Raw genomic sequence first — 23566 nt, forward strand, 5'->3', positions numbered from 1 at the left:
CGATGAGCCAAGAAATCGGCGCGCCGAAGCGCCCTGCACACAACCGCCATCAAGTGCGGGCATGGGCTGCCTGCTAGATAGATACGTTGTGCGTCTTGACATCGACGGGCTACTAAACCCGATCACTGATGGGCAGTGACAGGAACCAAGTTACCGACCGCCCCCAAGGCGCACAAGCCGGCGGATTCTGGCGTAGCCGTAGGCAACGGCGCAAGGTGTTGTAGCTTGCAGGAAGTAACCTTGAGGCGTTTTAAACAAACGCCGTCGAGCGGTGTTTAACCATCGGAAATGTTGGCAAGAAAGAATCTTCCATGCGTCCTATCCGCTCGCCATCATGAGGAGTGGCACCCACAATCTAAACCTTGGCACTCACCTCACTGCGATTCACCAACGCATCCAGCGCATCATTCAAACTCGATGCCTTGTCGCCAACCAACAGATGCCAAACCCCACCCTCCAACTGACTGACACCCTGGCAACCCAACGCCTTCAATTCACATTCCGACAACACCTTGCCATCCGCCAGTTGCAATCGAATCCGGGTCATGGCGATGCAATCCAGCTGCAATACGTTCTCGCCACCACCCAAGGCCTTCAGCCATTGCTGTGCTTCTGAATTCGCCACCGCCGCAGGTTTCGGCGCATCGATAACAGCAGGAGGGGAAGAAACAAGTGCGCGCCCCAACGCAGGCATCGCCAAGCGAATCTCATCGGCAATGCTGTCTGCCATCGGCCCGACCACGACCTGCAAACTCCCACCCTTGCCCGGACGCACCACCGCCATCGCACCCAGTGCTTTCAACTGCGCATCGTTTGCCTTGTTGCGATCCACCATGTCCAGCCGCAACCGAGTGGTGCACGCACCCACGGTGATCAAATTCTGCGCACCACCCAGCGCCTTGATGTAAGCCCCGGCCCGTTCATTCTCAGCGATGACCACTTTGTCGCCATTCAGAGCATCTTCACGCCCCGGCGTTTTCAAGTTGAACCGACGAATGCAGAAATCAAACACCACGTAGTAGATCACCGCATACGCCAGGCCGACCGGGACCATCAACCAACCGTTGGTGGATTTTCCCCAGCCGAGAATCATGTCGATCAAACCACCGGAAAACGTAAAGCCGAGATGGATATTCAGCAAGTTGGTGATTGCCATCGACAGCCCAGTCAGCAACGCATGCACTAGATAAAGCAGCGGCGCGAGGAACATGAAGGCGAATTCGATCGGCTCAGTCACCCCCGTTAAAAACGACGTCAGCGCCATCGACAGAAAAATCCCGCCCATGACCTTGCGGCGTTCCGGCAACGCATTGCGGTACATCGCCAAGCATGCGGCGGGGAGGCCGAAGATCATCATCGGGAACATGCCGGTCATGAACTGGCCGCCCTTCGGGTCACCCGCGAAGTAGCGCGACAGGTCGCCGGTGACGATGGCTCCGGTGGTCGGGTCAGTGAAGTTGCCGAAGACGAACCACGCCATGTTGTTGAGGATGTGGTGCAGCCCGGTGACGATCAGCAGGCGGTTGAAAACGCCAAAGACGAACGCGCCGAAGCTGCCGCTCTCCATCATCAACGTGCCGAAGCTGTTGATGCCGTGTTGGATGGGCGGCCAGATCAAGCCAAAGATCACGCCCAGGCCGACGGCGGCGAACCCGGTGACAATCGGCACGAAGCGCCGGCCGCCAAAGAACGCGAGGTACTCCGGCAGTTTGATGTCCTTGAAACGGTTGTACAGCGCGCCCGCCATCAAGCCGCTGACGATCCCGGCGAGCATGCCCATGTTGATGCTCGCGTCGAGCACCTTGAGGGTGGAGATCATCACCAGATAGCCAATCACCCCGGCGAGGCCTGCGGTGCCGTTGTTGTCCTTGGCGAAACCGACCGCGATGCCGATGGCGAAGATCATCGCCAGGTTGGCGAAGATGACTTGGCCAGCGTCGTGGATGATCGCGATGTTCAGCAGGTCGGTGTCGCCCAGGCGCAGCAACAGGCCGGCGATCGGCAGGATCGCGATCGGCAGCATCAGCGCGCGGCCAAGGCGTTGCAGGCCTTCGATGAAGTAGTGGTACATGGCGGATCTCCCTGGATTTTTTGTTGTTTTCAGCTCAGAGGCCATTGCTGGTGACAGGCGTGACGCACCGCGCTGGCGCTGCTCAACTTGAGCAGGTCCTGGCTGAGGCGTCGGCATTCGCTCGCGTCCAGGTGGCGGACGCGGTCCTTGATTTCACCGATCTGCACCGGGCTGACCGACAACTCGCTGACGCCCAGGCCAATCAAAACTGGCGTGGCCAGCGGATCGGAGGCAAGGGCGCCGCAGACACCGACCCAACGGTTATGCACCGCAGCACCGGCGCAGGTCTGGGCGATCAGCCGCAGAAGTGCCGGGTGCATGGCGTCGACCCGCGAGGCGAGACCGGCGTGGTCGCGGTCCATGGCCAGGGTGTATTGGGACAAGTCATTGGTGCCGATGGACAGGAAGTCCGCATGCTCTGCAAGCTGCTCGGCCAGCAGCGCGGCGGCGGGGACTTCGATCATCACGCCCAGCTCCGGGCGCTCAAGCACACCGAGTTCAGTGCACAACGCGTCGAGACGCTGGCGGATGTGCAGCAACTCATCGACCTCGGTGACCATCGGTAACAGGATCCGGCAGCGCGACAGCGGGCTGACATGCAGCAAGGCGCGCAGTTGCTGATCGAGCAATTCCGGGCGGACCTGAGCCAGGCGAATACCGCGCAGGCCAAGCACGGGATTGGCCTCAACCGGCAGCGGCAGGTAGTCGAGTTGTTTGTCGCCGCCGACGTCGATGGTGCGGATGATCACCGACTTGTCGCCCATGGCGTCGAGCACGGCTTGATAAGCAGCGCGCTGTTCCTCTTCGTCCGGCGCGGTGTTGCGGTCGACGAAGAGAAACTCGGTACGCAGCAAGCCGACGCCGTCGGCGCCATTGGCCAGGGCATCAGCCGCTTCGGCGCTGGAGGCCACATTGGCGGCGACTTCAATCTGCAAACCGTCGAGCGTCAGTGCCGGGGTGTGAGCCTGAGCCTGTTGCTCGGCGCGGCGCTGTTGATGATCGAGTTGCGCCTGATGCACTTCGGCCAAACGTTCGGCATTTGGCATCAGTTCTAGGCGACCACCATTGGCATCCAGCACAACCGCTTGGCCTTGCTGCTGATCCAGCAGCGTAGAACCTAGCGCGACTATGCACGGCAAGCCTTTGCCGCGAGCGAGAATGGCGACGTGGGAGGTCGCGCCGCCCTCGGCCATGCACAACCCGGCGACACCTTGCTGACTGAGTTGCAGCAGATCGGACGGCGTCAATTCATGCGCGGCGACGATGGCGCCGGCAGGCACGTCGTAGTGCCAGGTTTCGCCGAGCAGGGCGCGCAGCACGCGTTGTTTGAGGTCGCGCAGATCGTTGGCGCGTTCGGCCAACAACGGGCTGCCGAGTTGCTGGAGCACCTCGCACTGCACGTCGATCGATCGGCTCCAGGCGTGGGTCGCGGCCATGCCCTGGTCGATGGAAGTGTTCGCAGCGTTCAGAAGCGCCGGGTCTTCGAGCAGGGCGAGGTGCGCGGCGAAGATTGCTTCTTCGTCGGTGTTTTTATGTTTCCTGGCTTGGGCCAGCGTGTGATCGATTTCGCTGCGCACAACGGTCAGCGCGGTATCGAGAGCGTGCAGCTGTTGCTCGGGATCATGGTTGCCGGCGTCCACCGGCAGGCTGATTGCGCTCAAGCGGAACAACGGGCCGCCAACCAAACCGGGCGCTGCACAAACACCGTGCAGCACGCCCACTTCGGCAGTTCGAGTGCGTCGGGTAATCGGTGTCGGCGCGGCGGCGTGGCTGTCTTCGGCCAGCGCTGTGGATAACGCGATCAGCAACGCTTGCAACGCGGCTTCGGCGTCCGGGCCCTGGCAGCTGACCTGAACCTCGTCCTGTTCGCCAACGGCCAAACCCATCAGCCCGATCAAGCTGTCGCAGGTCGCCGATTTGCCAGCGAAATGCAGCTGCGATTTGCTCTTGAAACCTTGGGCTGTCTGACGAATCAGCGCTGCCGGACGAGCATGCAGCCCGCCGCGATGGGCGATACGAATGTGGCCGACAATCTCTTCCCCGGATAGCTCCGCTTCAGCCTGCGCTCCAGGTGCGTGCCGACGAATGATGTGCAGCAATGGCTCGCCAACTTTTACCGACTTCAGCGTGATCGGCCGCGCCTGAAAGTCCTGGCTGTTGGTCAGGATCATCAAGCTGACCAGGCTTTTGCACTGCTGCGCGACCTTGTCCAGGTCATAGCGCAACAGCGGTTGGCCATTGCTGACCCGCGCGCCTTCCTTGACCAGCATCGAGAAGCCTTCACCCTGCAACTCGACCGTGTCGAGGCCCAGGTGCAGCAGCAACTCGGCGCCGTTGTCGGCACGCAAGGTGACGGCGTGGCCGGTGCGCGCGACGTGCACCACGATGCCGGCGCACGGGGCGTGGAGGGTGTCGTTCAGCGGATCGATGGCGATCCCGTCGCCCATGGCGCCGCTGGCGAACACCGGGTCCGGGACTTTGGCGAGCGTGAGCACCGGGCCGCTGAGCGGGGCGCTGAGGGTCAGCTCTTTATTATTGTTGTGCATGGCTCGGTCTCATCAGGAAATACGTACGGGTTCGGACTCAGTGCGTGCGCGTCACTTTGCTCAAATGACGCGGCTGGTCCGGGTCCATGCCTCGGGCAACGGCCAAACCGGCGGCCATGACGTAGAAACTCTGGATTGCCAGAATCGGGTCGAGGGCCGGGTGCTCGGCGCGGGTCAGGGTGAGGTCGCGTTCGGCAACATCATCCGGTGCGGCCAGCAATACGCGGGCACCGCGCTGGCGCATGTCGGCGGCGAGGCTCAACAAACCGACCTGCTCGGCACCACGCGGGGCGAAGATCAGCAGTGGATAATTTTCATCGATCAACGCCATCGGGCCGTGACGGACCTCGGCGCTGCTGAAGGCTTCAGCCTGGATCGCCGAGGTTTCCTTGAATTTCAACGCGGCTTCCTGGGCGATGGCAAAACCGGCACCACGGCCAATTACCATCAGGCGCTGGCAATTGCGTAGCGCGTCGATGGCCAGGCTCCAGTCCTGTTTCGCCGCCTCGCGCAAACCTTCCGGCAGCGCGAGACCGGCCTCCAGTAATTGCGCATCCTCTTTCCAGTGGGCGATCAGACGGGCGCTGGCGCTGAGGGTGGCGATAAAACTCTTGGTCGCGGCGACGCTGCTTTCGGTGCCGGCACACAGCGGCAGGCTGAACTCACAGGCGGCCTCCAGCGGCGAACTCTCGGCGTTGACCATCGAGATGCTCAGTGCGCCGCGTTTGCGCAGCAGACGCATGCTGTTCACCAGATCGGGGCTTTGCCCGGACTGCGAGAAGGCGAACGCCACTTGGCCGCTGACCTTCAGTGGCGCTTGCAACATGGTCACCACCGACATCGGCAACGACGCCACCGGGAAGCCCAGCTGCTGCATGGTCAGGTAGGCAAAATAACTGGCGGCATGATCGGAGCTGCCGCGAGCGACGGTCATCGCCACTTGCGGTGGCTGACGGCGCAGGCGCCCGGCGATCTCGATCATCTGCGGGTCGAGTTGCTGCAATTGGGCTTGCACGGCCTCGAACGAGGACAGCGCCTCTTCAAGCATTTTTGAAGTCAATGTCTTCTCCTTCGACCATGACGGCGGTCAGTGTGAGTGAGCGATCGAGCCGCACGCAGTCGGCCCAGCTGCCAGGTTGCAGGCGTCCGCGTTCGTTGAGGCCGAGGTAGTCGGCGGGGAATTGCGAAAGACGTTGCGAGGCCTCGGCGATCGGCAAACCGATCTTCACCAGATTGCGCAGGGCCTGATCCATGGTCAGCGTGCTGCCGGCCAGCGTGCCGTCGGGCAAGCGCACGCCGCCCAGGCATTTGGTCACGGTGTGGCTGCCGAGCTTGTATTCACCGTCGGGCATGCCAGCGGCGGCGGTGGAATCGGTGACGCAATACAGGCATGGGATCGAACGCAGGGCCACGCGGATGGCGCCGGGGTGTACGTGCAGCAAGTCCGGAATCAACTCGGCGTATTTGGCGTGAGCCAGTGCCGCGCCGACGATGCCCGGCTCGCGGTGATGCAGCGGGCTCATGGCGTTGTAGAGGTGAGTGAAGCTGCTGGCGCCGGCGTTCAGCGCGGCAACGCCTTCCTCATAACTGCCGAGGGTATGGCCGATTTGCATGCGCACGCCACGAGCGCTGAGGTCACGAATCAAGGCGTCATGGCCGGCGATTTCCGGGGCGATGGTGATCACCCGGATCGGCGCCAGTGCCAGGTATTCTTCGACTTCGGCCATCAATGCGGTGTGGGCGAAATTCGGTTGGGCACCGAGTTTTCCGGGGTTGATGTATGGGCCTTCCAGGTGCACGCCGAGGACTCGGGCGCTGCCTTTCGGGCGCTGCTCGCAGAACTCGCCGACGTCCTTGAGTACTCGCGATATTTCTTCGTTCGGCGCAGTCATGGTGGTCGCCAGCAGCGACGTGGTGCCGAAACGCACGTGGGTTTTGGTGATGGTCTCGAAGGCTGGCGCACCTTCCATGATGTCTTTGCCGCCGCCGCCATGAACGTGCAGGTCGATGAAACCCGGCAGCAGGTAAGGCAGGTCGTTGTCGGCCGGATCGCACGGTTGGCCTTCAATCGACACGACCTTGCCGTGTTCGTGAATCAGCCGGCCGCGAATCCAGCCGCGGGCGGTGAGGATGTTGTCTTCGGACATGATCGGTTCTCGGTTCTTTGGCGGTGAAGCGGGTTATCGACGAAGCTCTGCGACAAAGTCGTAGTAGTCGTTGCGGCAGTAGGTGTCGGTGACTTCGATGGGTGTGTTGTCTTCCAGGTAGCCAACCCGGGTCATCAGCAGCATGGCGGTGCCGGGCGCGATGCCCACCAGGGCGGCGAACTCGTCCGAGGCGTTGATCGCCTGAATGTGCTGCAGGGCGCGGACGATCGGCTTGCCGATGCCGTCGAGGTATTCGTAGAGGGAGTCGCCCACCGCTTGTGGCTTGGGAATGATCGAGGCGGGCAGGGTGCTCATCTCGATCGCCATCACTGTGTCGTCGGCTTTACGCAGGCGTTTGAGCCGCGCGACCTTGTCGTTCGGCGAGAGGCCGAGACGGATCAGTTCTTCGTGGGTCGGCGGAGTGATTTCACGCTCCAGCCATTGCGAGCCGGGGACGAAGCCTTTCAGGCGCAGCATTTCGCTGAAACCCGAGAGGCGCGACAGCGGTTGTTCCAGGCGTGGGGTGATGAAGGTGCCGGAACCCTGGTTGCGACGGATCAGGCCTTGCTCGAACAGAACTTCCAGCGCTTTGCGTGCAGTGACCCGGGAGATGCCCAGCATTTCGCTGAGGTTGCGCTCCGATGGCATGGCCTGTTCGGCTTTCCACTGGCCGGCATGGATCGCCGCTTCCAGATTGCGCGCCAGTTGCAGGTACAACGGCGTGGGCTGGGTGTCGTCAGGGCGTAGGGCCTGAAGGTCATTCATGTAGGTTTGGTCCGATGCGGATATTGGAGTGTTGTCGCCCGGTGGTGGGGTGAAACCTAATACCACTTAAATACCATGTCAATGAGACCACTTTGCTGTTGGCGCGGGAAAGCCTGCCCTGATTGATGGGTAAGAGGGTTGTTGGTTTGAAGTGGTATTAGAGGTTGGGTTTTTGAACGCAAAGATCGCAGCTTGCAGCAGCTCTTACCGATGGGAGTGGTATCTACCCGGTAGGCGCCGCCAAAGGCTGCGATCTTTTGAATTTATTTTTCGAGGAGCGACCAGCGGTAGCCAATTGATCGCATGGGACGCGGAGCGTCCCGGGCTGCATTCCCACGCAGAGCGTGGGAACGATCATTGCGGGGGGTTACGGGCGGATTTCGATCATCGTGCCGTCCGGCACCAAACCCCAAACCTCGCGCATGTCCATGTTGCGCATGGCAATGCAGCCGTCGGTCCAGTCCAGCGTGTGGAACAGGTCTTCGGGGTTTTCTTCAGTGTCCGGGGTGCCGTGGATCATGATCATGCCACCGGGTTCGACGCCTTCACGACGGGAGCGCACGGAGTCACTGATGTTCGGGTAGGAGATGTGCATCGCCAGATTGAATTTATCGCTGACCTTGCGCCAATCCAGCCAATAGAAACCTTCAGGCGTGCGTTTGTCGCCTTCCATCAGCTTCGGCCCCTTGGGGCGTTTGCCCAAGGAAATGCGATAGGTCTTGAGCGGCTTGCCGTCATTGATCAATTGCAATTGGTGGGCGGACTTGAGCACCAGAACTTTTTCGATGACTTTGCCGTCCAGCGTTTCCGCAACGGAAGCCTGGGAGACAGCGACGAACGACAAGCAAAACAGGGCAAGCAACCAGCGCATGAAACGATATCCCTAAAAGGTGTCGCGACTATTTAATAGTTATAGGTGAGTTTAGAAGCTTTAAGTGATGGCAGGCTGGGCAAGCGGCGGGATCGACTCGGACCGCACGGGGTAGACCTCGGTCCGCCGGTCAGCGAAGAAACATTCTAAGGTACGGCCCACTGTGCGGAAAGCCAGGTCGGACCAAGGGATGTCGGCTTCTTCGAAAAGCGCCACTTCAAGGCTCTCGGGACCGGCGCAAAAGTCCAGGTCCACCAGCTCGGCGCGGAAGAATACATGCACCTGGCTGATGTGCGGCACGTCGATCAACGTATAGATGCTCAGGTTGCGCACCCGCGCGCAGGCTTCTTCGGCCGTCTCGCGAATGGCCGCCTGCTCGATGGTTTCACCGTTTTCCATGAAGCCGGCGGGCAGGGTCCAATAACCGAGCCGAGGCTCGATGGCGCGTCGGCACAGCAAGACCTTGGAGCCCCAGGTCGCGACGCAACCGGCGACGATATTGGGGTTCTGGTAGTGAATCGCCTGACAGCTGTCACAGACAAAACGCAAGCGCGAATCGCCCTCTGGAATGCGCTGGGTCACCGGGTTGCCGCACTGACTGCAAAATTTCATGCTTGGGTTCCTGAATGCTGCGCCTATCTTGGCGTGCGACGGTGTCTGTCGGCAAGTTGTCGTTTAGCGACATGCAGTGGTTATGGGCTTGGGCGGTCGGTTCGATTGGTGCATGATGCGAGGTAGCGAACAAATCGAGAAGTCTCATGCTGGACGAGCTACTGCATCGAGTAAGCAACCACACCCCTCGAACACTGGAAACCGACAAACGTTTCCCTGAAGCCGCGGTACTGGTGCCCATCACTCGCAGTGACGAACCGGAACTGGTTCTGACCCTGCGCGCCAGCGGGCTCTCGACCCATGGCGGCGAAGTCGCCTTTCCCGGCGGGCGGCGCGACCCCGAAGACCCTGACCTGATTTTCACCGCCCTGCGCGAAGCCGAAGAAGAAATCGGCCTGCCGCCCGGGCTGGTCGAAGTGATCGGCCCGCTGAGCCCGTTGATCTCCCTGCACGGCATCAAGGTCACACCCTATGTCGGCGTGATTCCGGACTTTGTCGAGTACCGGGCCAACGATGCCGAGATCGCCGCAGTCTTCAGCGTACCGCTGGAGTTCTTCCGCAAGGATCCGCGCGAACACACCCATCGCATCGATTACCAGGGCCGAAGTTGGTACGTGCCGAGCTATCGTTATGGCGAGTACAAAATCTGGGGCCTGACGGCGATTATGATCGTCGAGTTGATCAACCTGCTCTATGACGCCAAAATCAGCCTGCACCAGCCACCCAAGACGTTTATCAACACCTGAAGCCATCGCCCGTATGGCGCGAACCCCGCTTTTTGCAAGTGAGCCAGCCTGGCCTTGAGGACAATAAGATGAAATATCGCCTGGGCGACGCCCGCGTCGAAACCCATCCGCAGAGCTGGGTCGCACCCAATGCTGTGCTGGTGGGTAAGGTCAAACTGGAAGAGGGCGCCAACGTCTGGTTCAACGCTGTGTTGCGTGGCGACAACGAACTGATCCTGATCGGCAAGAACAGCAACGTCCAGGACGGCACGGTGATGCACACCGACATGGGTTACCCGCTGACCATCGGCACCGGCGTGACCATCGGCCATAACGCCATGCTTCATGGCTGCACGGTGGGCGATTACAGCTTGATCGGGATTAATGCGGTGATCCTCAACGGCGCGAAAATCGGCAAGAACTGCATCATCGGCGCCAACTCACTGATCGGTGAGGGCAAGGAGATTCCAGACGGTTCGCTGGTCATGGGCTCCCCCGGCAAAGTGGTGCGCGAGCTGACCGAGCCGCAGAAAAAAATGCTGGAGGCCAGCGCTGCTCACTATGTGCATAACTCGCAACGTTATGCCCGCGATCTGGTTGAGCAGGAAGAATGAGCGCCACTGAACGGCCGGTACTATCGCCCTGCGTGAACATTTGCGCGTTGGACGAGGACGATATTTGCACTGGGTGTCAGCGCACGGTGGAAGAGATCACGCGCTGGAGCCGGATGGACAACGAAGAGCGCCGCAAAGTGTTGGGGTTGTGTCATGAGCGGGCCAAATCGAGTGGCATTCTCTGGATGATCGGCAAAACTCCCAACCTGTAGCAGCTGGCGAAGCCTGCGTTCGGCTGCGCAGCAGTCGTAAATCCTGAGTCCGCGGTGTGCCTGAATGACTGCATTGCCTGATTTTGCGACTGCTGCGCAGCCGAACGCAGGCTTCGCCAGCTGCTACAGGATTCGCGTTTGGGTTTGGTGCTTGTGTATGGCTGAAGTACCCTGTGCGCCAAATTGACAGGTATCCCGCCGCCCCATGTTCTTCCTGATCGCTTACATCAGCAGCGTCGTGCTGATCAACTACGCCTTTTCCACCGCCCCGCACCTGGACATCCTCTGGTCAGCCTGGGGTGGTTTGGTGTTCGTTTTGCGCGACATGGTGCAAATCCGTTTCGGCCATGGCGCGATCGCGGCGATGCTGGCAGCGCTGGTGTTGTCCTACGTGACGTCCGATCCCTCCATCGCGCTGGCCAGCGCCACGGCGTTCGCGGTGTCCGAATGCATCGATTGGCTGGTGTTCAGCATCACCAAACGTCCCTTGCACGACCGCCTGTGGATAAGTTCGGCCCTGAGCATTCCCCTCGATACCTTCATCTTCTTCGGCATGATCGATGCCTTCACCCCCGGCGTGATCCTCACCGCCATGGGCTCGAAGTTCGCGGGCGTGACCGCCGTGTGGCTGATCATGGCCTGGCGCTTGCGTAAGCAGGCCGTCGTCAGCTGAAGCCAAACCTTCAGGTTCATGTAAAATGCCGCGCTTTCTCCCCATGGGAAGCGCGCCAGGCGCTGCGACCCTCGATGATCCGCTTCTTGAGGACCTGAGATGACCCGTATCGGAACTCCATTGTCGCCAACCGCGACCCGCGTATTGCTGTGTGGCTGTGGCGAGTTGGGCAAGGAAGTGGTGATCGAGCTGCAACGCCTGGGCGTTGAAGTGATTGCCGTGGATCGCTACGCCAATGCGCCGGCCATGCAGGTTGCCCATCGCAGCCATGTGATCAACATGCTCGATGGCGCCGCCCTGCGTGCGGTGATCGAAGCCGAGAAGCCGCATTTCATCGTGCCGGAAATCGAAGCCATTGCCACCGCGACCCTCGTGGAACTGGAAGCCGAAGGCTTCACCGTGATCCCGACCGCTCGCGCCGCGCAGTTGACCATGAACCGCGAAGGCATCCGTCGTCTGGCCGCTGAAGAGCTGGACCTGCCGACCTCGCCGTACCACTTCGCCGACACCTTCGAGGATTACAGCAAGGCTGTCGAAGACCTCGGCTTCCCATGTGTGGTTAAACCGGTGATGAGCTCCTCGGGCAAAGGCCAGAGCTTGCTGCGGAGCGTCGATGACGTGCAGAAAGCCTGGGATTACGCCCAAGAAGGCGGCCGTGCCGGTAAAGGCCGCGTGATCATCGAAGGCTTTATCGACTTCGATTACGAAATCACCCTGTTGACCGTGCGTCACGTTGGCGGCACTACGTTCTGCGCGCCAGTCGGTCACCGTCAGGAGAAGGGCGACTATCAGGAATCCTGGCAGCCACAAGCCATGAGCCCGATTGCCCTGGCCGAATCCGAGCGCGTTGCCAAAGCCGTCACTGAAGCCTTGGGTGGCCGTGGTCTGTTTGGTGTTGAGCTGTTCATCAAAGGTGATCAAGTCTGGTTCAGCGAAGTCTCGCCGCGTCCACATGACACCGGTCTGGTGACGTTGATTTCCCAGGACCTGTCGCAGTTTGCGCTGCACGCACGGGCGATTCTGGGCCTGCCGATTCCACTGATCCGTCAGTTCGGCCCATCGGCTTCGGCGGTGATTCTGGTGGAAGGGCAGTCGACCCAGACGGCTTTCGCCAATCTCGGCGCAGCGTTGAGCGAGCCGGATACGGCGTTGCGTCTCTTCGGCAAACCTGAGGTCAATGGTCAGCGTCGGATGGGTGTGGCGTTGGCGCGTGATGAGTCGATTGACGCTGCTCGCGCTAAAGCGACCCGCGCTTCCCAGGCTGTTGTTGTAGAGCTGTAAACCGAGTCGCGCCATTCGCGAGCAAGCCCGCTCCCACACTTGATCGGGGTGAATACAGATTTTGTGTTCACCCAAAATCTAATGTGGGAGCGGGCTTGCTCGCGAAGCTTTTGCTTTTTCTTCAGGCAACCCGATTCAGATCGTTATTGCGCGTTTCCTTCAGGCACAGCACGGCAATCAAGCTCAGCACCGCCGCCCCCGACACATACCCGCCGACATAACTCAAGCCACCCATCGCCACCAGCTTCTGTGCGAAGAACGGCGCCGCCGAGGCCCCGACAATACCGCCCAGGTTGTAGGCCGCCGACGCACCGGTATAACGCACGTGAGTCGGAAACAGCTCCGGCAGCAGCGCGCCCATCGGCGCAAACGTCACGCCCATCAGAAACAGCTCGATGCACAGGAACAGCGCCACGCCCCAGGTCGAACCTTGGGTCAGCAGCGGCTCCATCAGGAAGCCGGACAGAATCGCCAGCACACCGCCGATGATCAGCACCGGTTTGCGCCCGTAACGATCACTGGCCCAGGCCGACAGTGGCGTAGCGGCGGCCATGAACAGCACGGCAAAGCACAGCAGCGCGAGGAAGGTTTCGCGGGTGTAGCCAAGCGTCGACACGCCATAGCTCAGCGAAAACACCGTCGAGATATAGAACAGCGCGTAGCACACCACCATCGCTCCGGCACCCAGCAACATCGGCGCCCAGTATTGGCTGAGCAGCTCGACCAGCGGGATCTTCACTCGCTCCTGGCGAGCCATTGCGTTGGCGAACACCGGCGTTTCGTGAAGCTTGAGGCGCACGTACAGACCGACCATCACCAGCGCAGCACTGAGCAGGAACGGAATCCGCCAGCCCCACGAGCGGAACTGCTCGTCGTTCAGGGTCATTGCCAGCGTCAGAAACAGGCCATTGGCCGCGAGAAAACCGATCGAAGGACCGAGCTGCGGGAACATGCCGAACCAGGCGCGTTTGCCCTTTGGTGCATTCTCCGTCGCCAGCAACGCCGCGCCGCCCCATTCGCCGCCGAGTCCCAGGCCTTGGCCGAAGCGCAGCACGCAGAGCAGGATCGGCGCCCAGGCCCCAATGCTGTCGTAGCCCGGGAGTACGCCGATCAGTGTGGTGCACACGCCCATCAGCAGCAGCGAGGCAACCAGTGTCGATTTGCGCCCGATGCGGTCACCGAAGTGGCCGAAAAGCGCCGATCCCAGCGGTCGAGCCAGGAAGGCGATGCCGAAGGTGAGGAACGCCGACAGCATCTGGGCCGTGCCGGAGGTCTGCGGAAAAAATACTGGACCGATCACCAGCGCAGCGGCAGTGGCATAGACGTAGAAGTCGTAGAACTCGATGGCGGTGCCGATGAAACTCGCGGTCGCCACGCGGGTGGCGGAGTTCGTCGGTTGCGCAGGCGCGGTGTCGTTGTAAGTCGTGCTGGTCGTCATGCGGTTATCCCTGACAGTCATGTGCCCCAGTGGAGCGAATTATTATGGTCGAACACCCAGGGATGTGGGTTTGATGCGGGGTGCGGGTAGCACGGGGGTATGGCGGGGCTTGGGTAAGCGGATCGATTATAGGAAGGCGGCTAACGATCAAACAAGGGCATAGATATTGAAAAAGATCGCAGCCTCGCTTCGCTCGACAGCTCCTACAATTTGGAATGCGTTCCCTTGTAGGAGCTGTCGAGCGAAGCGAGGCTGCGATCTTTTAACTGTCTAACGGATAGAAACAATCGCAGGCGTCGAACTGGTATGCCAGATTAAAACCCGAGTGACGCGATTGTCTTCAGTCTCCAGAATCTCCAGCCGATAACGCCCGATCTTCAGGCATACCGAACTGTCCGGAATCGTCTCCAGCGCCTCGGTCACCAACCCGTTGAGGGTTTTCGGACCGTCGCTGGGCAGGTGCCAGCCCAGGCTCTTGTTCAATTCGCGAATTGACGCCGCCCCTTCGATCACCAGGCGGCCATCGGCCTGTGGATGGATGTGCGGGTTTTTCAGGCTGTGCTGGCTTTCGAACTCACCGACGATTTCTTCGAGAATGTCTTCCAGGGTCACGACACCGAGCACTTCGCCGTATTCGTCGACCACCATGCCCAGGCGTCGCTGTTGTTTGTGGAAGTTCAACAGCTGCAGTTGCAACGGGGTGCTTTCCGGCACGAAGTAGGGGTCGTGACAGGCTGCCAGCAGTGCCTCTCGGGTCAGAGTGGCGTCGGACAGCAGATGGCGGATCTGCCGGGTATTGAGCACCGCCTCGACCTGATTGATGTCGCTGTGGAAAACCGGCAAGCGCGTGCGTTTATTGACGCGAAGCTGCTCGATGATTTCCTCGAGGGAGTCATCCAGGTTGACCCCGTCGACGTCACTGCGTGGCACCAGAATGTCGTTGACCGTGATGTTGTCCAGCGCATGGATGCCTGACAGCGGGTGTGGGCGGCAGACGGCGTGTTCGTGATCGTCGTGCCGATCGTTCGGGGCCTCGTCTTCGCTCTGCTGCACCACTTTGACTTTGCGGGCGAACGGTCGCATCAGCAGCTGGCTTAGGCCATTGAGCAACCAGGCAGCGGGATAGATGATTTTCAGTGGCGCGCCAAGCAAGGTGTTGCCCAGGGCCAGGACGGCGTCCGGATAACGGACGGCGAGGGTACGCGGCAGGTAGTCGGCGAACACCAGAAGCACGGCGCCAGCCCCCAGGCAGGCCACCCATGGACCGTTTTCCGCCCAGGTGAAAATCGCCAGCAAGGTGCTGATGACCACGACCAGTGCGCGGCATAGGGTGTTGCAGAGGATCAGGCTATTGAGCGAAAAGCTCAGCTTTGCCACCGGCTTGTCGCTCGAGCGCGAAGCGGTCCGCTGGGCGAGCAAATACTGTTGCGCAGCTTCGATGGCGGTAAACAGCCCCGACCATAAAATCAGCAAGGCCACTACCGCGAGCATCGGCCCTATGGGCAAGTCGTCCATTAATGCCGCCCGTCAGATATGCAGGATGTATTCACGAACCAGCTTACTGCCGAAATACGCCAGCATCAGCAGGCAGAAACCGGCGAGGGTCCAGCGAATGGCCTTGTGTCCGCGCCAGCCGAGGCGATTACGGCCCCATAGCAGCACGCTGAAGACGATCCAGGCGAGGCATGCCAGCAAGGTTTTGTGCACCAGGTGCTGGGCGAAAAGGTTGTCGACGAACAGCCAGCCGGAGATCAGCGACAGCGACAGCAGGGTCCAGCCGGCCCAGAGAAAACCGAACAGCAGGCTTTCCATGGTTTGCAGCGGCGGGAAGTTCTTGATCAGGCCCGACGGGTGCTTGTGCTTGAGCTGATGGTCTTGAACCAGCAGCAGCAACGCCTGGAACACCGCGATGGTGAACATGCCGTAGGCGAGGATCGACAACAGGATGTGGGCGAGGATGCCCGGTTCTTCGTCGATGATCTGCACGGTGCCGGCGGGGGCGAACTGTGCGAGCAGCACGGTGGCGGCGCCGAGCGGGAACAGCAATATAAGCAGGTTTTCCACCGGGATCCGCGAGCAGGCCAACAGCGTCAGGGCAATCACCGCGGCGGCAATCAGGCTGGCGGCGCTGAAAAAATCCAGACCCAGGCCAATCGGTGTCAGCAGGTGGGTGAACAGACTGGCGCTATGAGCCAGCACGGCGAGCACGCCGAGCGTGACCAGCAGGCGTTTGTTCGCCTTGGCAGCGGTGGCCAGACGAGTGCCCTGATAGAGGGTCGCAGCGGCATATAAGCAGGCGGCGGCGAGGGTAGCTAGCAAACTGGGTGACAAGGGGAGCATAAATCCTGTTAGGCAAGCCCGAAAGGCGCTGAGTTTGGCATAGAACCCCCGCAGCACGAAAGACCATGCAAGCTGACGACGAGGTGTCCGCCAGACGCAGTCTTCGCTATAATCCGCGACCTGCCCACGCCGCAGGCTCGCCGAGCACATGTTTATTCCGGTCTGGGCCGCCATTATCCCGGTCTACACAGGGCCTGAAAGGATCGCGCAATGTTTGAAAACTTAACCGACCGTCTCTCGCAGACGCTGCGCCATGTCACCGGCAAGGCCAAGCTGACCGAAGACAACATCAAAGACACCCTGCGCGAAGTGCGCATGGCGTTGCTCGAAGCTGACGTCGCCTTGCCGGTCGTCAAGGACTTCGTCAATTCGGTCAAGGAACGCGCCGTCGGCACCGAGGTGTCGCGCAGCCTGACGCCGGGCCAGGCCTTCGTGAAGATCGTCCAGGCCGAACTCGAAAGCCTGATGGGCGCGGCCAACGAAGACTTGAACCTGAGCGCCGTTCCTCCTGCCGTCGTGCTGATGGCCGGTTTGCAGGGCGCGGGTAAAACCACCACCGCCGGCAAACTCGCGCGCTTCCTTAAAGAGCGCAAGAAGAAGTCGGTCATGGTCGTATCTGCGGACGTTTACCGTCCGGCAGCGATCAAGCAGCTGGAAATGCTCGCGGGTGAAGTCGGCGTTACCTTCTTCCCGTCCGACCTGAGCCAGAAGCCGGTCGACATCGCGCAAGCGGCGATTAAAGAAGCAAAACTGAAATTCATCGACGTGGTCATCGTCGATACCGCCGGTCGCCTGCACATCGATGAAGAGATGATGGGCGAGATCAAGGCGCTGCATGCCGCGATCAACCCGGTCGAAACGCTGTTCGTGGTTGACGCCATGACCGGTCAGGACGCCGCCAACACGGCCAAGGCCTTCGGTGATGCGCTGCCGCTGACCGGTGTGATCCTGACCAAGGTCGACGGCGATGCCCGTGGCGGTGCCGCGCTGTCGGTGCGCGCCATCACCGGCAAGCCGATCAAGTTCATCGGTATGGGCGAGAAGAGCGACGCGCTCGAGCCGTTCCACCCGGAGCGTATTGCTTCGCGCATCCTCGGTATGGGCGACGTACTCAGCCTGATCGAGCAGGCCGAGCAGACCCTTGACAAGGACAAGGCCGACAAACTGGCCAAGAAGCTGAAGAAGGGCAAGGGCTTCGATCTCGAAGACTTCCGCGATCAGCTGCAACAGATGAAAAACATGGGCGGCCTCGGCGGCCTCATGGACAAACTGCCAAACATGCCCGGTATGAACCTGGCGCAGATGGGCAACGCCCAAGGCGCGGCAGAGAAACAATTCAAGCAGATGGAAGCCATCATCAATTCCATGACCCCGGCCGAGCGCCGCGACCCTGAGATGATCAGCGGTTCGCGCAAACGCCGGATCGCCATGGGTTCCGGCACTCAGGTGCAGGACATCGGTCGCTTGATCAAGCAGCACAAGCAGATGCAGAAGATGATGAAGAAGTTCTCCGCGAAAGGCGGAATGGCCAAAATGATGCGCGGCATGGGCGGTATGTTGCCCGGCGGCGGCATGCCGAGAATGTAAATAATTTACGCAGGGGCTTGCCCTTGCACCTCCCACACGGAAGTGGGATCTCCAGCAAACCCGCACTTGGCGGGAGCTGACTGGCCGTTTTCAACGACGGCTCTATAGCAAATCTTGATGGCGGCCGATAGGCAGCCGGAAAAAGACATTTGCAAAAGTCCGGATATTCCTTAGAATATGCGGCCTTTCGGGCACCTATGCCCGCTGTGCCTTTAGATTTGCAGCACCGACTACAGGAACGATGTTCACATGCTAACAATCCGTCTTGCCCTTGGCGGCTCCAAAAAGCGCCCGTTTTACCACTTGACCGTAACCGACAGCCGCAACCCGCGGGACGGTTCGCACAAGGAACAGGTTGGTTTCTTCAACCCTGTTGCTCGTGGTCAAGAAGTCCGTCTGTCCGTGAACCAAGAGCGCGTAGCCTACTGGCTGAGCGTTGGTGCACAACCTTCTGAGCGTGTTGCTCAGTTGTTGAAGGACGCGGCTAAGGCTGCGGCCTGAGCAATATGAACGCGACGCCAGCTGTTGCTGATGATTTGATCGTTATCGGCAAAATTTATTCGGTTCATGGCGTTCGCGGCGAAGTGAAGGTGTATTCCTTTACTGATCCGACTGAAAACCTGTTGCAGTACAAAACCTGGACGCTCAAGCGCGAAGGTAGTGTGAAACAGGTTGAGCTGGTCAGCGGACGTGGGAACGACAAGTTCCTGGTCGCAAAGCTCAAGGGTCTTGATGATCGTGAAGAAGCGCGTCTTCTGGCCGGTTATGAGATCTGCGTGCCGCGCAACCTGTTCCCTGAATTGACCGACGGCGAGTACTACTGGTACCAGCTGGAAGGTTTGAAGGTCATTGATCAACTCGGGCAATTGCTCGGGAAAATCGATCATCTTCTGGAAACCGGCGCCAATGATGTAATGGTGGTCAAGCCTTGCGCTGGCAGCCTGGATGATCGCGAACGCCTGTTGCCCTATACGGAGCAATGCGTGTTGGCCGTCGACCTTGCCGCAGGCGAGATGAAGGTGGAATGGGATGCGGACTTCTAAGCGTGGCTAACTTGCGCGTAGAAGTGATCAGTTTGTTTCCCGAGATGTTCTCCGCCATCAGCGAGTACGGCATCACCAGTCGTGCGGTGAAACAGGGGCTCTTGCAGCTCACCTGTTGGAATCCGCGAGACTACACGACGGATCGACATCACACTGTGGACGATCGCCCATTTGGCGGTGGTCCGGGCATGGTGATGAAGATCAAGCCCCTGGAAGATGCGTTGGTTCAGGCCAAGGCAGCAGCCGGGGAGGCGGCGAAGGTAATTTACCTGTCCCCCCAAGGCCGTCAACTGACTCAGTCGGCGGTACGCGAGTTGGCGAATCTGGATGCATTGATCCTGATTGCCGGCCGCTATGAAGGCATTGACGAGCGTTTTATAGAGGCTCATGTCGATGAAGAGTGGTCGATTGGCGACTATGTACTGTCTGGCGGCGAGCTGCCGGCGATGGTCCTGATCGATGCGGTTACACGACTGCTGCCTGGAGCTTTAGGGCATGCGGACTCCGCCGAGGAAGATTCCTTTACGGATGGTTTGCTGGATTGCCCGCACTACACCCGACCGGAGGTGTATGCGGATCAGCGTGTTCCCGACGTGTTGCTAAGTGGCAATCACGCGCATATCCGGCGTTGGCGTTTACAGCAGTCCCTTGGTAGGACCTTTGAACGACGCGCCGATCTTCTGGAAAGCCGCTCGCTTTCTGGAGAAGAGAAGAAGCTGCTCGAGGAATACATCCGCGAGCGGGACGATAGTTAACAACGTATCGATGGTAGATCCGACGATTTACCTTAGGAGCACAGCATGACTAACAAAATCATCCTTGCACTCGAAGCAGAGCAGATGACCAAAGAGATCCCTACCTTTGCCCCGGGCGACACTATTGTCGTTCAGGTGAAAGTGAAGGAAGGCGACCGTTCGCGTCTGCAAGCGTTCGAAGGTGTTGTTATCGCCAAGCGTAACCGCGGCGTAAACAGTGCTTTCACCGTTCGTAAAATCTCCAACGGTGTTGGCGTAGAGCGTACTTTCCAGACCTACAGCCCGCAAATCGACAGCATGGCCGTTAAACGTCGCGGTGACGTACGTAAAGCCAAGCTGTACTACCTGCGTGACCTGTCCGGTAAAGCAGCTCGCATCAAGGAAAAACTGGCTTAAGTCCAGCTTCCGATGCAGAAAAAAGCAGCCTACGGGCTGCTTTTTTGTTGCCTGCGATTTATCTTTCCTGGCCGTACTGTCGGTCTTGCCTGAGCCTTTATGCCTGCCATCGATCATCCACTGATAGACCAATTCCTCGACGCTCTGTGGCTGGAGAAAGGTCTTTCCGATAACACCCGCGATGCCTATCGCAGCGACCTGGCCCTGTTCAACGGCTGGCTGCAGGAAAAAGGGCTGGAGTTGATCAATGCCGGCCGCGAATTGATCCTCGATCACTTGGCCTGGCGTCTGGAGCAAAACTACAAACCCCGCTCGACGGCGCGATTTCTCTCCGGCGTGCGTGGCTTCTATCGCTATTTGCTGCGGGAAAAGCTGATTGCCGTCGATCCGACCTTGCGTGTCGACATGCCGCAGCTGGGTAGGCCATTGCCTAAGTCCTTGTCGGAAGCGGATGTGGAGGCCTTGTTAAAAGCGCCTGACCTGAGCGAAGCCATCGGCCAGCGCGACCGCGCCATGCTCGAAGTGCTTTATGCCTGCGGCTTGCGTGTGACGGAGCTGATCAGCCTGACGCTGGAGCAGGTCAATCTGCGCCAAGGCGTGCTGCGAGTGATGGGCAAGGGCAGCAAGGAGCGGCTGGTGCCGATGGGCGAGGAGGCGATTGTCTGGGTCGAGCGTTACCTGCGCGATGGCCGCCAGGAGCTGCTTGGCGGGCGTCCCAGCGATGTCATGTTCCCCAGCCAGCGCGGCGAGCAGATGACTCGGCAGACCTTCTGGCATCGCATCAAGCACCAGGCCAAGGTTGCCGGGATCGGCAAGTCGCTGTCGCCGCACACCTTGCGCCATGCCTTCGCCACGCACTTGCTCAACCATGGTGCGGACTTGCGGGTGGTGCAAATGCTGCTTGGCCACAGCGATCTGTCGACCACGCAGATCTACACCCACGTCGCCCGCGCCCGCTTGCAGGACCTGCACGCCAAACACCATCCGCGCGGATAACGCAGGGCTTTGTAGCAGCTGGCGAAGCCTGCGTTCGGCTGCGCAGCAGTCGTGAATCAGACACTGCGGTGCTTCAGTTAAACCGAAGATTCAGGGTTTACGACTGCTACGCAGCCGAACGCAGGCTTCGCCAGCTGCTACATAAAGCGTCGTACACCGGGAGTTAGGTGTCTTGTCACCCGCATTCGGCCACACGGGCCTTATGTGGTAGGCTTTGCCGGTTTGCACGATGGGCGTTTATGACCCGGTGTTTCGGCACGGGCGTTCTGATCGTCCCATTTGTCCGCCTTCAGGAGTTCTCATGCGTCTGACCCAGATTTTCGCCGCCGCAGCCATTGCGTTGGTCAGCACCTTTGCCGTCGCCGATGACGCGGCCGACAAAGCCATTCGTAAAAGCCTGGAAAACCTCCAGCTCGAGGTGCCGGTAGAAACCATCACCGCCAGCCCGCTGCCAGGTCTGTACGAAGTCAAACTCAAGGGCAGTCGCGTGCTCTATGCCAGCGCCGATGGCCAGTACATCGTTCAGGGTTACATGTTCCAGCTCAAGGACGGCAAGCCGGTCAACCTGACCGAAAAGACTGAACGCCTGGGCGTTTCCAAACTGGTCAACGAAATTCCGGTGGCTGAAACCGTGGTCTACCCGGCGATCGGCGAAACCAAATCGCACATCACCGTGTTCACCGACACCACCTGTCCGTACTGCCACAAGCTGCACGCCGAAGTGCCTGAGCTGAACAAGCGCGGCATCGAAGTGCGTTATGTCGCGTTCCCGCGCCAGGGCCTTGGCTCGCCGGGTGACGAACAGCTGCAAGCGGTCTGGTGCTCGAAAGACAAGAAAGCGGCCATGGACAAGATGGTCGACGGCAAGGAAATCAAGGCCGCCAAGTGCGATAACCCGGTTTCCAAGCAGTTCGCCCTCGGTCAGTCGATCGGCGTGAACGGTACACCGGCCATCGTTTTGGCCGACGGCCAGGTCATTCCGGGCTACCAGCCTGCGCCACAAGTCGCCAAACTGGCGTTGGGCGCGAAGTAAATTCGCATCGTCACGGTCAGCCATTGACGATCATGGTTCGGCGGCAGCATTCGCCGGGCCATTAATAGAGAACCGCGAGTATGCGGTTGTTTTCACGGCCGGCCTTGAGTCGGCCGTTTTATGGGGAGTTCACAGTGAAACCGGTCAAAGTAGGCATCTGTGGGTTAGGGACCGTCGGTGGCGGTACCTTCAACGTACTTCAGCGTAACGCCGAGGAAATTGCTCGTCGTGCCGGGCGTGGAATCGAAGTGGCACAAATTGCCATGCGCACGCCAAAGCCTCAGTTCCAGACGACCGGTATTGCGATTACCAACGATGTGTTCGAAGTGGCCACGAACCCTGAGATCGACATCGTCATAGAGCTGGTGGGCGGCTACACCGTTGCCCGCGAGCTGGTACTCAAAGCGATCGAGAACGGAAAACATGTTGTGACCGCGAACAAGGCGTTGATCGCCGTTCACGGTAATGAAATTTTCGCCAAGGCCCGCGAGAAGGGCGTGATTGTGGCGTTCGAAGCCGCCGTGGCCGGTGGCATTCCGGTGATCAAGGCGATCCGTGAAGGCCTGTCGGCCAACCGCATCAATTGGGTCGCCGGCATCATCAACGGCACCGGCAACTTCATCCTCACCGAAATGCGTGAGAAGGGCCGCACCTTCGAAGACGTACTCGCCGAGGCGCAAGCCCTGGGTTACGCCGAAGCCGATCCGACCTTCGACGTTGAAGGCATCGACGCGGCCCACAAGCTGACGATCCTCGCGTCGATTGCGTTCGGCATTCCGCTGCAGTTCGACAAGGCCTACACCGAAGGCATCACCAAGCTGACCACCGCTGACGTGAACTACGCCGAAGCGCTGGGCTATCGCATCAAGCACCTGGGCGTGGCGCGCAGCACCGCGGCCGGCATCGAGCTGCGCGTGCACCCGACGCTGATTCCGGCCGATCGCCTGATCGCCAACGTCAACGGCGTGATGAACGCGGTGATGGTCAACGGTGATGCCGCCGGTTCGACCCTGTTCTACGGCGCTGGCGCTGGCATGGAGCCGACCGCTTCGTCGGTGATCGCCGACCTGGTGGACGTGGTTCGCGCCATGACGTCCGACCCGGAAAACCGCGTACCGCACCTGGCCTTCCAGCCGGATTCGCTGTCGGCGCACCCGATCCTGCCGATCGAGGCCTGCGAAAGCTCCTATTACCTGCGCATCCAGGCCAAGGACCATCCGGGCGTGTTGGCGCAGGTGGCGAGTATCCTGTCGGAGCGCGGCATCAACATCGAATCGATCATGCAGAAGGAAGTCGAAGAACACGACGGCCTGGTGCCGATGATCCTGCTGACTCACCGCGTGCTGGAACAGCACATGAACGACGCGATCGCCGCCCTGGAAGCCTTGGCGGGCGTGGTCGGTCCGGTCGTACGGATCCGCGTCGAGCACCTGAACTAAGCCGTTATCGTTCACCGGGCCC

General features: G+C 60.2%; 23 protein-coding genes. 13 read left to right on the forward strand and 10 right to left on the reverse strand.

Features of this window, described 5'->3' with window-relative positions; translation table 11 throughout:
* Nucleotides 1–355: 355 nt before the first annotated feature.
* The 7 genes from nagE to ASC74_RS19710 all read right to left on the reverse strand — a co-directional run bounded on the left by nagE (nt 356) and on the right by ASC74_RS19710 (nt 9012).
* Nucleotides 356–2071: an N-acetylglucosamine-specific PTS transporter subunit IIBC gene (gene nagE / locus ASC74_RS19680; protein WP_056743365.1), complete on the reverse strand. Its 1716-nt coding sequence runs from the start codon at nt 2069–2071 to the stop codon at nt 356–358.
* Nucleotides 2072–2100: 29 nt separating this feature from the next.
* Nucleotides 2101–4617, reverse strand: a complete 2517-nt coding sequence (ptsP, locus tag ASC74_RS19685; RefSeq protein WP_056743367.1) for a phosphoenolpyruvate--protein phosphotransferase — start codon at nt 4615–4617, stop codon at nt 2101–2103.
* 37 nt (nt 4618–4654) lie between these two features.
* Nucleotides 4655–5677: an SIS domain-containing protein gene (locus ASC74_RS19690; protein ID WP_156400835.1), complete on the reverse strand. Its 1023-nt coding sequence runs from the start codon at nt 5675–5677 to the stop codon at nt 4655–4657.
* Entirely contained in the window at nt 5658–6764 is a 1107-nt protein-coding gene (gene nagA / locus ASC74_RS19695) for an N-acetylglucosamine-6-phosphate deacetylase (RefSeq protein WP_056743371.1), read from the reverse strand. The genes ASC74_RS19690 and nagA overlap by 20 nt, the downstream gene beginning before the upstream one ends.
* A 33-nt stretch (nt 6765–6797) precedes the next feature.
* Nucleotides 6798–7529, reverse strand: coding sequence for a GntR family transcriptional regulator (locus ASC74_RS19700; protein ID WP_008151596.1), 732 nt, complete (start codon nt 7527–7529; stop codon nt 6798–6800).
* A 367-nt stretch (nt 7530–7896) separates the two neighbouring features.
* Nucleotides 7897–8400 carry a L,D-transpeptidase family protein gene (locus ASC74_RS19705; RefSeq protein ID WP_056743373.1) on the reverse strand — a complete coding sequence of 168 codons (504 nt, stop codon included), beginning with the start codon at nt 8398–8400 and terminating at the stop codon, nt 7897–7899.
* Between the two features lie 60 nt (nt 8401–8460).
* On the reverse strand, nt 8461–9012 hold the full coding sequence (locus ASC74_RS19710) for an NUDIX hydrolase (RefSeq protein WP_056743375.1): 552 nt from the start codon (nt 9010–9012) through the stop codon (nt 8461–8463).
* 146 nt (nt 9013–9158) lie between these two features.
* On the opposite strand from ASC74_RS19710, the gene ASC74_RS19715 reads away from it, so the two are divergent.
* The 5 genes from ASC74_RS19715 (at nt 9159) to purT (ending at nt 12517) form a co-directional block, all read left to right on the forward strand.
* Nucleotides 9159–9758 carry a CoA pyrophosphatase gene (locus ASC74_RS19715; RefSeq protein ID WP_056743377.1) on the forward strand — a complete coding sequence of 200 codons (600 nt, stop codon included), beginning with the start codon at nt 9159–9161 and terminating at the stop codon, nt 9756–9758.
* A 68-nt stretch (nt 9759–9826) separates the two neighbouring features.
* Nucleotides 9827–10351, forward strand: a complete 525-nt coding sequence (locus ASC74_RS19720; RefSeq protein WP_007954617.1) for a gamma carbonic anhydrase family protein — start codon at nt 9827–9829, stop codon at nt 10349–10351.
* The gene (locus tag ASC74_RS19725) at nt 10348–10563 is read left to right on the forward strand and encodes a DUF1289 domain-containing protein (protein ID WP_056743378.1); all 216 of its coding nucleotides are present in this window, start codon (nt 10348–10350) and stop codon (nt 10561–10563) included. Before ASC74_RS19720 ends, ASC74_RS19725 begins: the two co-directional genes overlap by 4 nt.
* Before the next feature lie 205 nt (nt 10564–10768).
* Nucleotides 10769–11236 carry a VUT family protein gene (locus tag ASC74_RS19730; protein ID WP_056743380.1) on the forward strand — a complete coding sequence of 156 codons (468 nt, stop codon included), beginning with the start codon at nt 10769–10771 and terminating at the stop codon, nt 11234–11236.
* A 99-nt stretch (nt 11237–11335) separates the two neighbouring features.
* Nucleotides 11336–12517 carry a formate-dependent phosphoribosylglycinamide formyltransferase gene (gene purT / locus ASC74_RS19735; protein WP_033056398.1) on the forward strand — a complete coding sequence of 394 codons (1182 nt, stop codon included), beginning with the start codon at nt 11336–11338 and terminating at the stop codon, nt 12515–12517.
* 121 nt (nt 12518–12638) lie between these two features.
* Here purT and ASC74_RS19740 read toward each other — a convergent pair whose 3' ends face one another.
* From ASC74_RS19740 to ASC74_RS19750, 3 genes are all read right to left on the reverse strand, one after another.
* Nucleotides 12639–13955: an MFS transporter gene (locus ASC74_RS19740; protein WP_056743381.1), complete on the reverse strand. Its 1317-nt coding sequence runs from the start codon at nt 13953–13955 to the stop codon at nt 12639–12641.
* A 270-nt stretch (nt 13956–14225) separates the two neighbouring features.
* Nucleotides 14226–15470 (reverse strand): transporter associated domain-containing protein, encoded by a 1245-nt coding sequence (locus tag ASC74_RS19745; protein ID WP_056743382.1) that lies wholly within the window; start codon nt 15468–15470, stop codon nt 14226–14228.
* A gap of 12 nt (nt 15471–15482) precedes the next feature.
* Nucleotides 15483–16295, reverse strand: a complete 813-nt coding sequence (locus ASC74_RS19750; protein WP_046048193.1) for a cytochrome C assembly family protein — start codon at nt 16293–16295, stop codon at nt 15483–15485.
* A gap of 210 nt (nt 16296–16505) precedes the next feature.
* Here ASC74_RS19750 and ffh point away from each other — a divergent pair, with 210 nt between their 5' ends.
* The 8 genes from ffh to ASC74_RS19790 all read left to right on the forward strand — a co-directional run bounded on the left by ffh (nt 16506) and on the right by ASC74_RS19790 (nt 23544).
* The gene (gene ffh, locus ASC74_RS19755; protein ID WP_033056394.1) at nt 16506–17882 is read left to right on the forward strand and encodes a signal recognition particle protein; all 1377 of its coding nucleotides are present in this window, start codon (nt 16506–16508) and stop codon (nt 17880–17882) included.
* 249 nt (nt 17883–18131) lie between these two features.
* Nucleotides 18132–18383 carry a 30S ribosomal protein S16 gene (gene rpsP, locus ASC74_RS19760; protein ID WP_007944872.1) on the forward strand — a complete coding sequence of 84 codons (252 nt, stop codon included), beginning with the start codon at nt 18132–18134 and terminating at the stop codon, nt 18381–18383.
* Nucleotides 18384–18388: 5 nt separating this feature from the next.
* Nucleotides 18389–18925 (forward strand): ribosome maturation factor RimM, encoded by a 537-nt coding sequence (gene rimM, locus ASC74_RS19765; RefSeq protein WP_010565276.1) that lies wholly within the window; start codon nt 18389–18391, stop codon nt 18923–18925.
* The gene (trmD, locus tag ASC74_RS19770) at nt 18907–19680 is read left to right on the forward strand and encodes a tRNA (guanosine(37)-N1)-methyltransferase TrmD (RefSeq protein WP_154503229.1); all 774 of its coding nucleotides are present in this window, start codon (nt 18907–18909) and stop codon (nt 19678–19680) included. Before rimM ends, trmD begins: the two co-directional genes overlap by 19 nt.
* 45 nt (nt 19681–19725) lie before the next feature.
* Nucleotides 19726–20076, forward strand: coding sequence for a 50S ribosomal protein L19 (gene rplS, locus ASC74_RS19775; RefSeq protein ID WP_003175895.1), 351 nt, complete (start codon nt 19726–19728; stop codon nt 20074–20076).
* Between the two features lie 99 nt (nt 20077–20175).
* The gene (gene xerD, locus ASC74_RS19780) at nt 20176–21072 is read left to right on the forward strand and encodes a site-specific tyrosine recombinase XerD (protein WP_008151625.1); all 897 of its coding nucleotides are present in this window, start codon (nt 20176–20178) and stop codon (nt 21070–21072) included.
* A 301-nt stretch (nt 21073–21373) separates the two neighbouring features.
* Nucleotides 21374–22105 carry a bifunctional protein-disulfide isomerase/oxidoreductase DsbC gene (dsbC, locus tag ASC74_RS19785; RefSeq protein WP_056743383.1) on the forward strand — a complete coding sequence of 244 codons (732 nt, stop codon included), beginning with the start codon at nt 21374–21376 and terminating at the stop codon, nt 22103–22105.
* A gap of 134 nt (nt 22106–22239) precedes the next feature.
* A complete protein-coding gene (locus tag ASC74_RS19790; protein WP_046053481.1) occupies nt 22240–23544 on the forward strand; it encodes a homoserine dehydrogenase in 1305 nt (434 codons plus the stop codon).
* Nucleotides 23545–23566: the final 22 nt, after the last annotated feature.

The sequence above is a fragment of the Pseudomonas sp. Root329 genome (assembly GCF_001424925.1).
GTDB classification, from domain to species: Bacteria; Pseudomonadota; Gammaproteobacteria; order Pseudomonadales; family Pseudomonadaceae; genus Aquipseudomonas; species Aquipseudomonas arabinosi.

Bases quoted from the DNA above. Each gene is read 5' to 3' on its own strand.
- nagE (WP_056743365.1), bottom strand. From the start codon at position 2,071: ATGTACCACTACTTCATCGAAGGCCTGCAACGCCTTGGCCGCGCGCTG.
- ptsP (WP_056743367.1), bottom strand. From the start codon at position 4,617: ATGCACAACAATAATAAAGAGCTGACCCTCAGCGCCCCGCTCAGCGGC.
- nagA (WP_056743371.1), bottom strand. From the start codon at position 6,764: ATGTCCGAAGACAACATCCTCACCGCCCGCGGCTGGATTCGCGGCCGG.
- ASC74_RS19700 (WP_008151596.1), bottom strand. From the start codon at position 7,529: ATGAATGACCTTCAGGCCCTACGCCCTGACGACACCCAGCCCACGCCG.
- ASC74_RS19705 (WP_056743373.1), bottom strand. From the start codon at position 8,400: ATGCGCTGGTTGCTTGCCCTGTTTTGCTTGTCGTTCGTCGCTGTCTCC.
- ASC74_RS19710 (WP_056743375.1), bottom strand. From the start codon at position 9,012: ATGAAATTTTGCAGTCAGTGCGGCAACCCGGTGACCCAGCGCATTCCA.
- ASC74_RS19715 (WP_056743377.1), top strand. From the start codon at position 9,159: ATGCTGGACGAGCTACTGCATCGAGTAAGCAACCACACCCCTCGAACA.
- ASC74_RS19720 (WP_007954617.1), top strand. From the start codon at position 9,827: ATGAAATATCGCCTGGGCGACGCCCGCGTCGAAACCCATCCGCAGAGC.
- ASC74_RS19725 (WP_056743378.1), top strand. From the start codon at position 10,348: ATGAGCGCCACTGAACGGCCGGTACTATCGCCCTGCGTGAACATTTGC.
- ASC74_RS19730 (WP_056743380.1), top strand. From the start codon at position 10,769: ATGTTCTTCCTGATCGCTTACATCAGCAGCGTCGTGCTGATCAACTAC.
- purT (WP_033056398.1), top strand. From the start codon at position 11,336: ATGACCCGTATCGGAACTCCATTGTCGCCAACCGCGACCCGCGTATTG.
- ASC74_RS19740 (WP_056743381.1), bottom strand. From the start codon at position 13,955: ATGACGACCAGCACGACTTACAACGACACCGCGCCTGCGCAACCGACG.
- ASC74_RS19745 (WP_056743382.1), bottom strand. From the start codon at position 15,470: ATGGACGACTTGCCCATAGGGCCGATGCTCGCGGTAGTGGCCTTGCTG.
- ASC74_RS19750 (WP_046048193.1), bottom strand. From the start codon at position 16,295: ATGCTCCCCTTGTCACCCAGTTTGCTAGCTACCCTCGCCGCCGCCTGC.
- ffh (WP_033056394.1), top strand. From the start codon at position 16,506: ATGTTTGAAAACTTAACCGACCGTCTCTCGCAGACGCTGCGCCATGTC.
- rpsP (WP_007944872.1), top strand. From the start codon at position 18,132: ATGCTAACAATCCGTCTTGCCCTTGGCGGCTCCAAAAAGCGCCCGTTT.
- rimM (WP_010565276.1), top strand. From the start codon at position 18,389: ATGAACGCGACGCCAGCTGTTGCTGATGATTTGATCGTTATCGGCAAA.
- trmD (WP_154503229.1), top strand. From the start codon at position 18,907: ATGGGATGCGGACTTCTAAGCGTGGCTAACTTGCGCGTAGAAGTGATC.
- rplS (WP_003175895.1), top strand. From the start codon at position 19,726: ATGACTAACAAAATCATCCTTGCACTCGAAGCAGAGCAGATGACCAAA.
- xerD (WP_008151625.1), top strand. From the start codon at position 20,176: ATGCCTGCCATCGATCATCCACTGATAGACCAATTCCTCGACGCTCTG.
- dsbC (WP_056743383.1), top strand. From the start codon at position 21,374: ATGCGTCTGACCCAGATTTTCGCCGCCGCAGCCATTGCGTTGGTCAGC.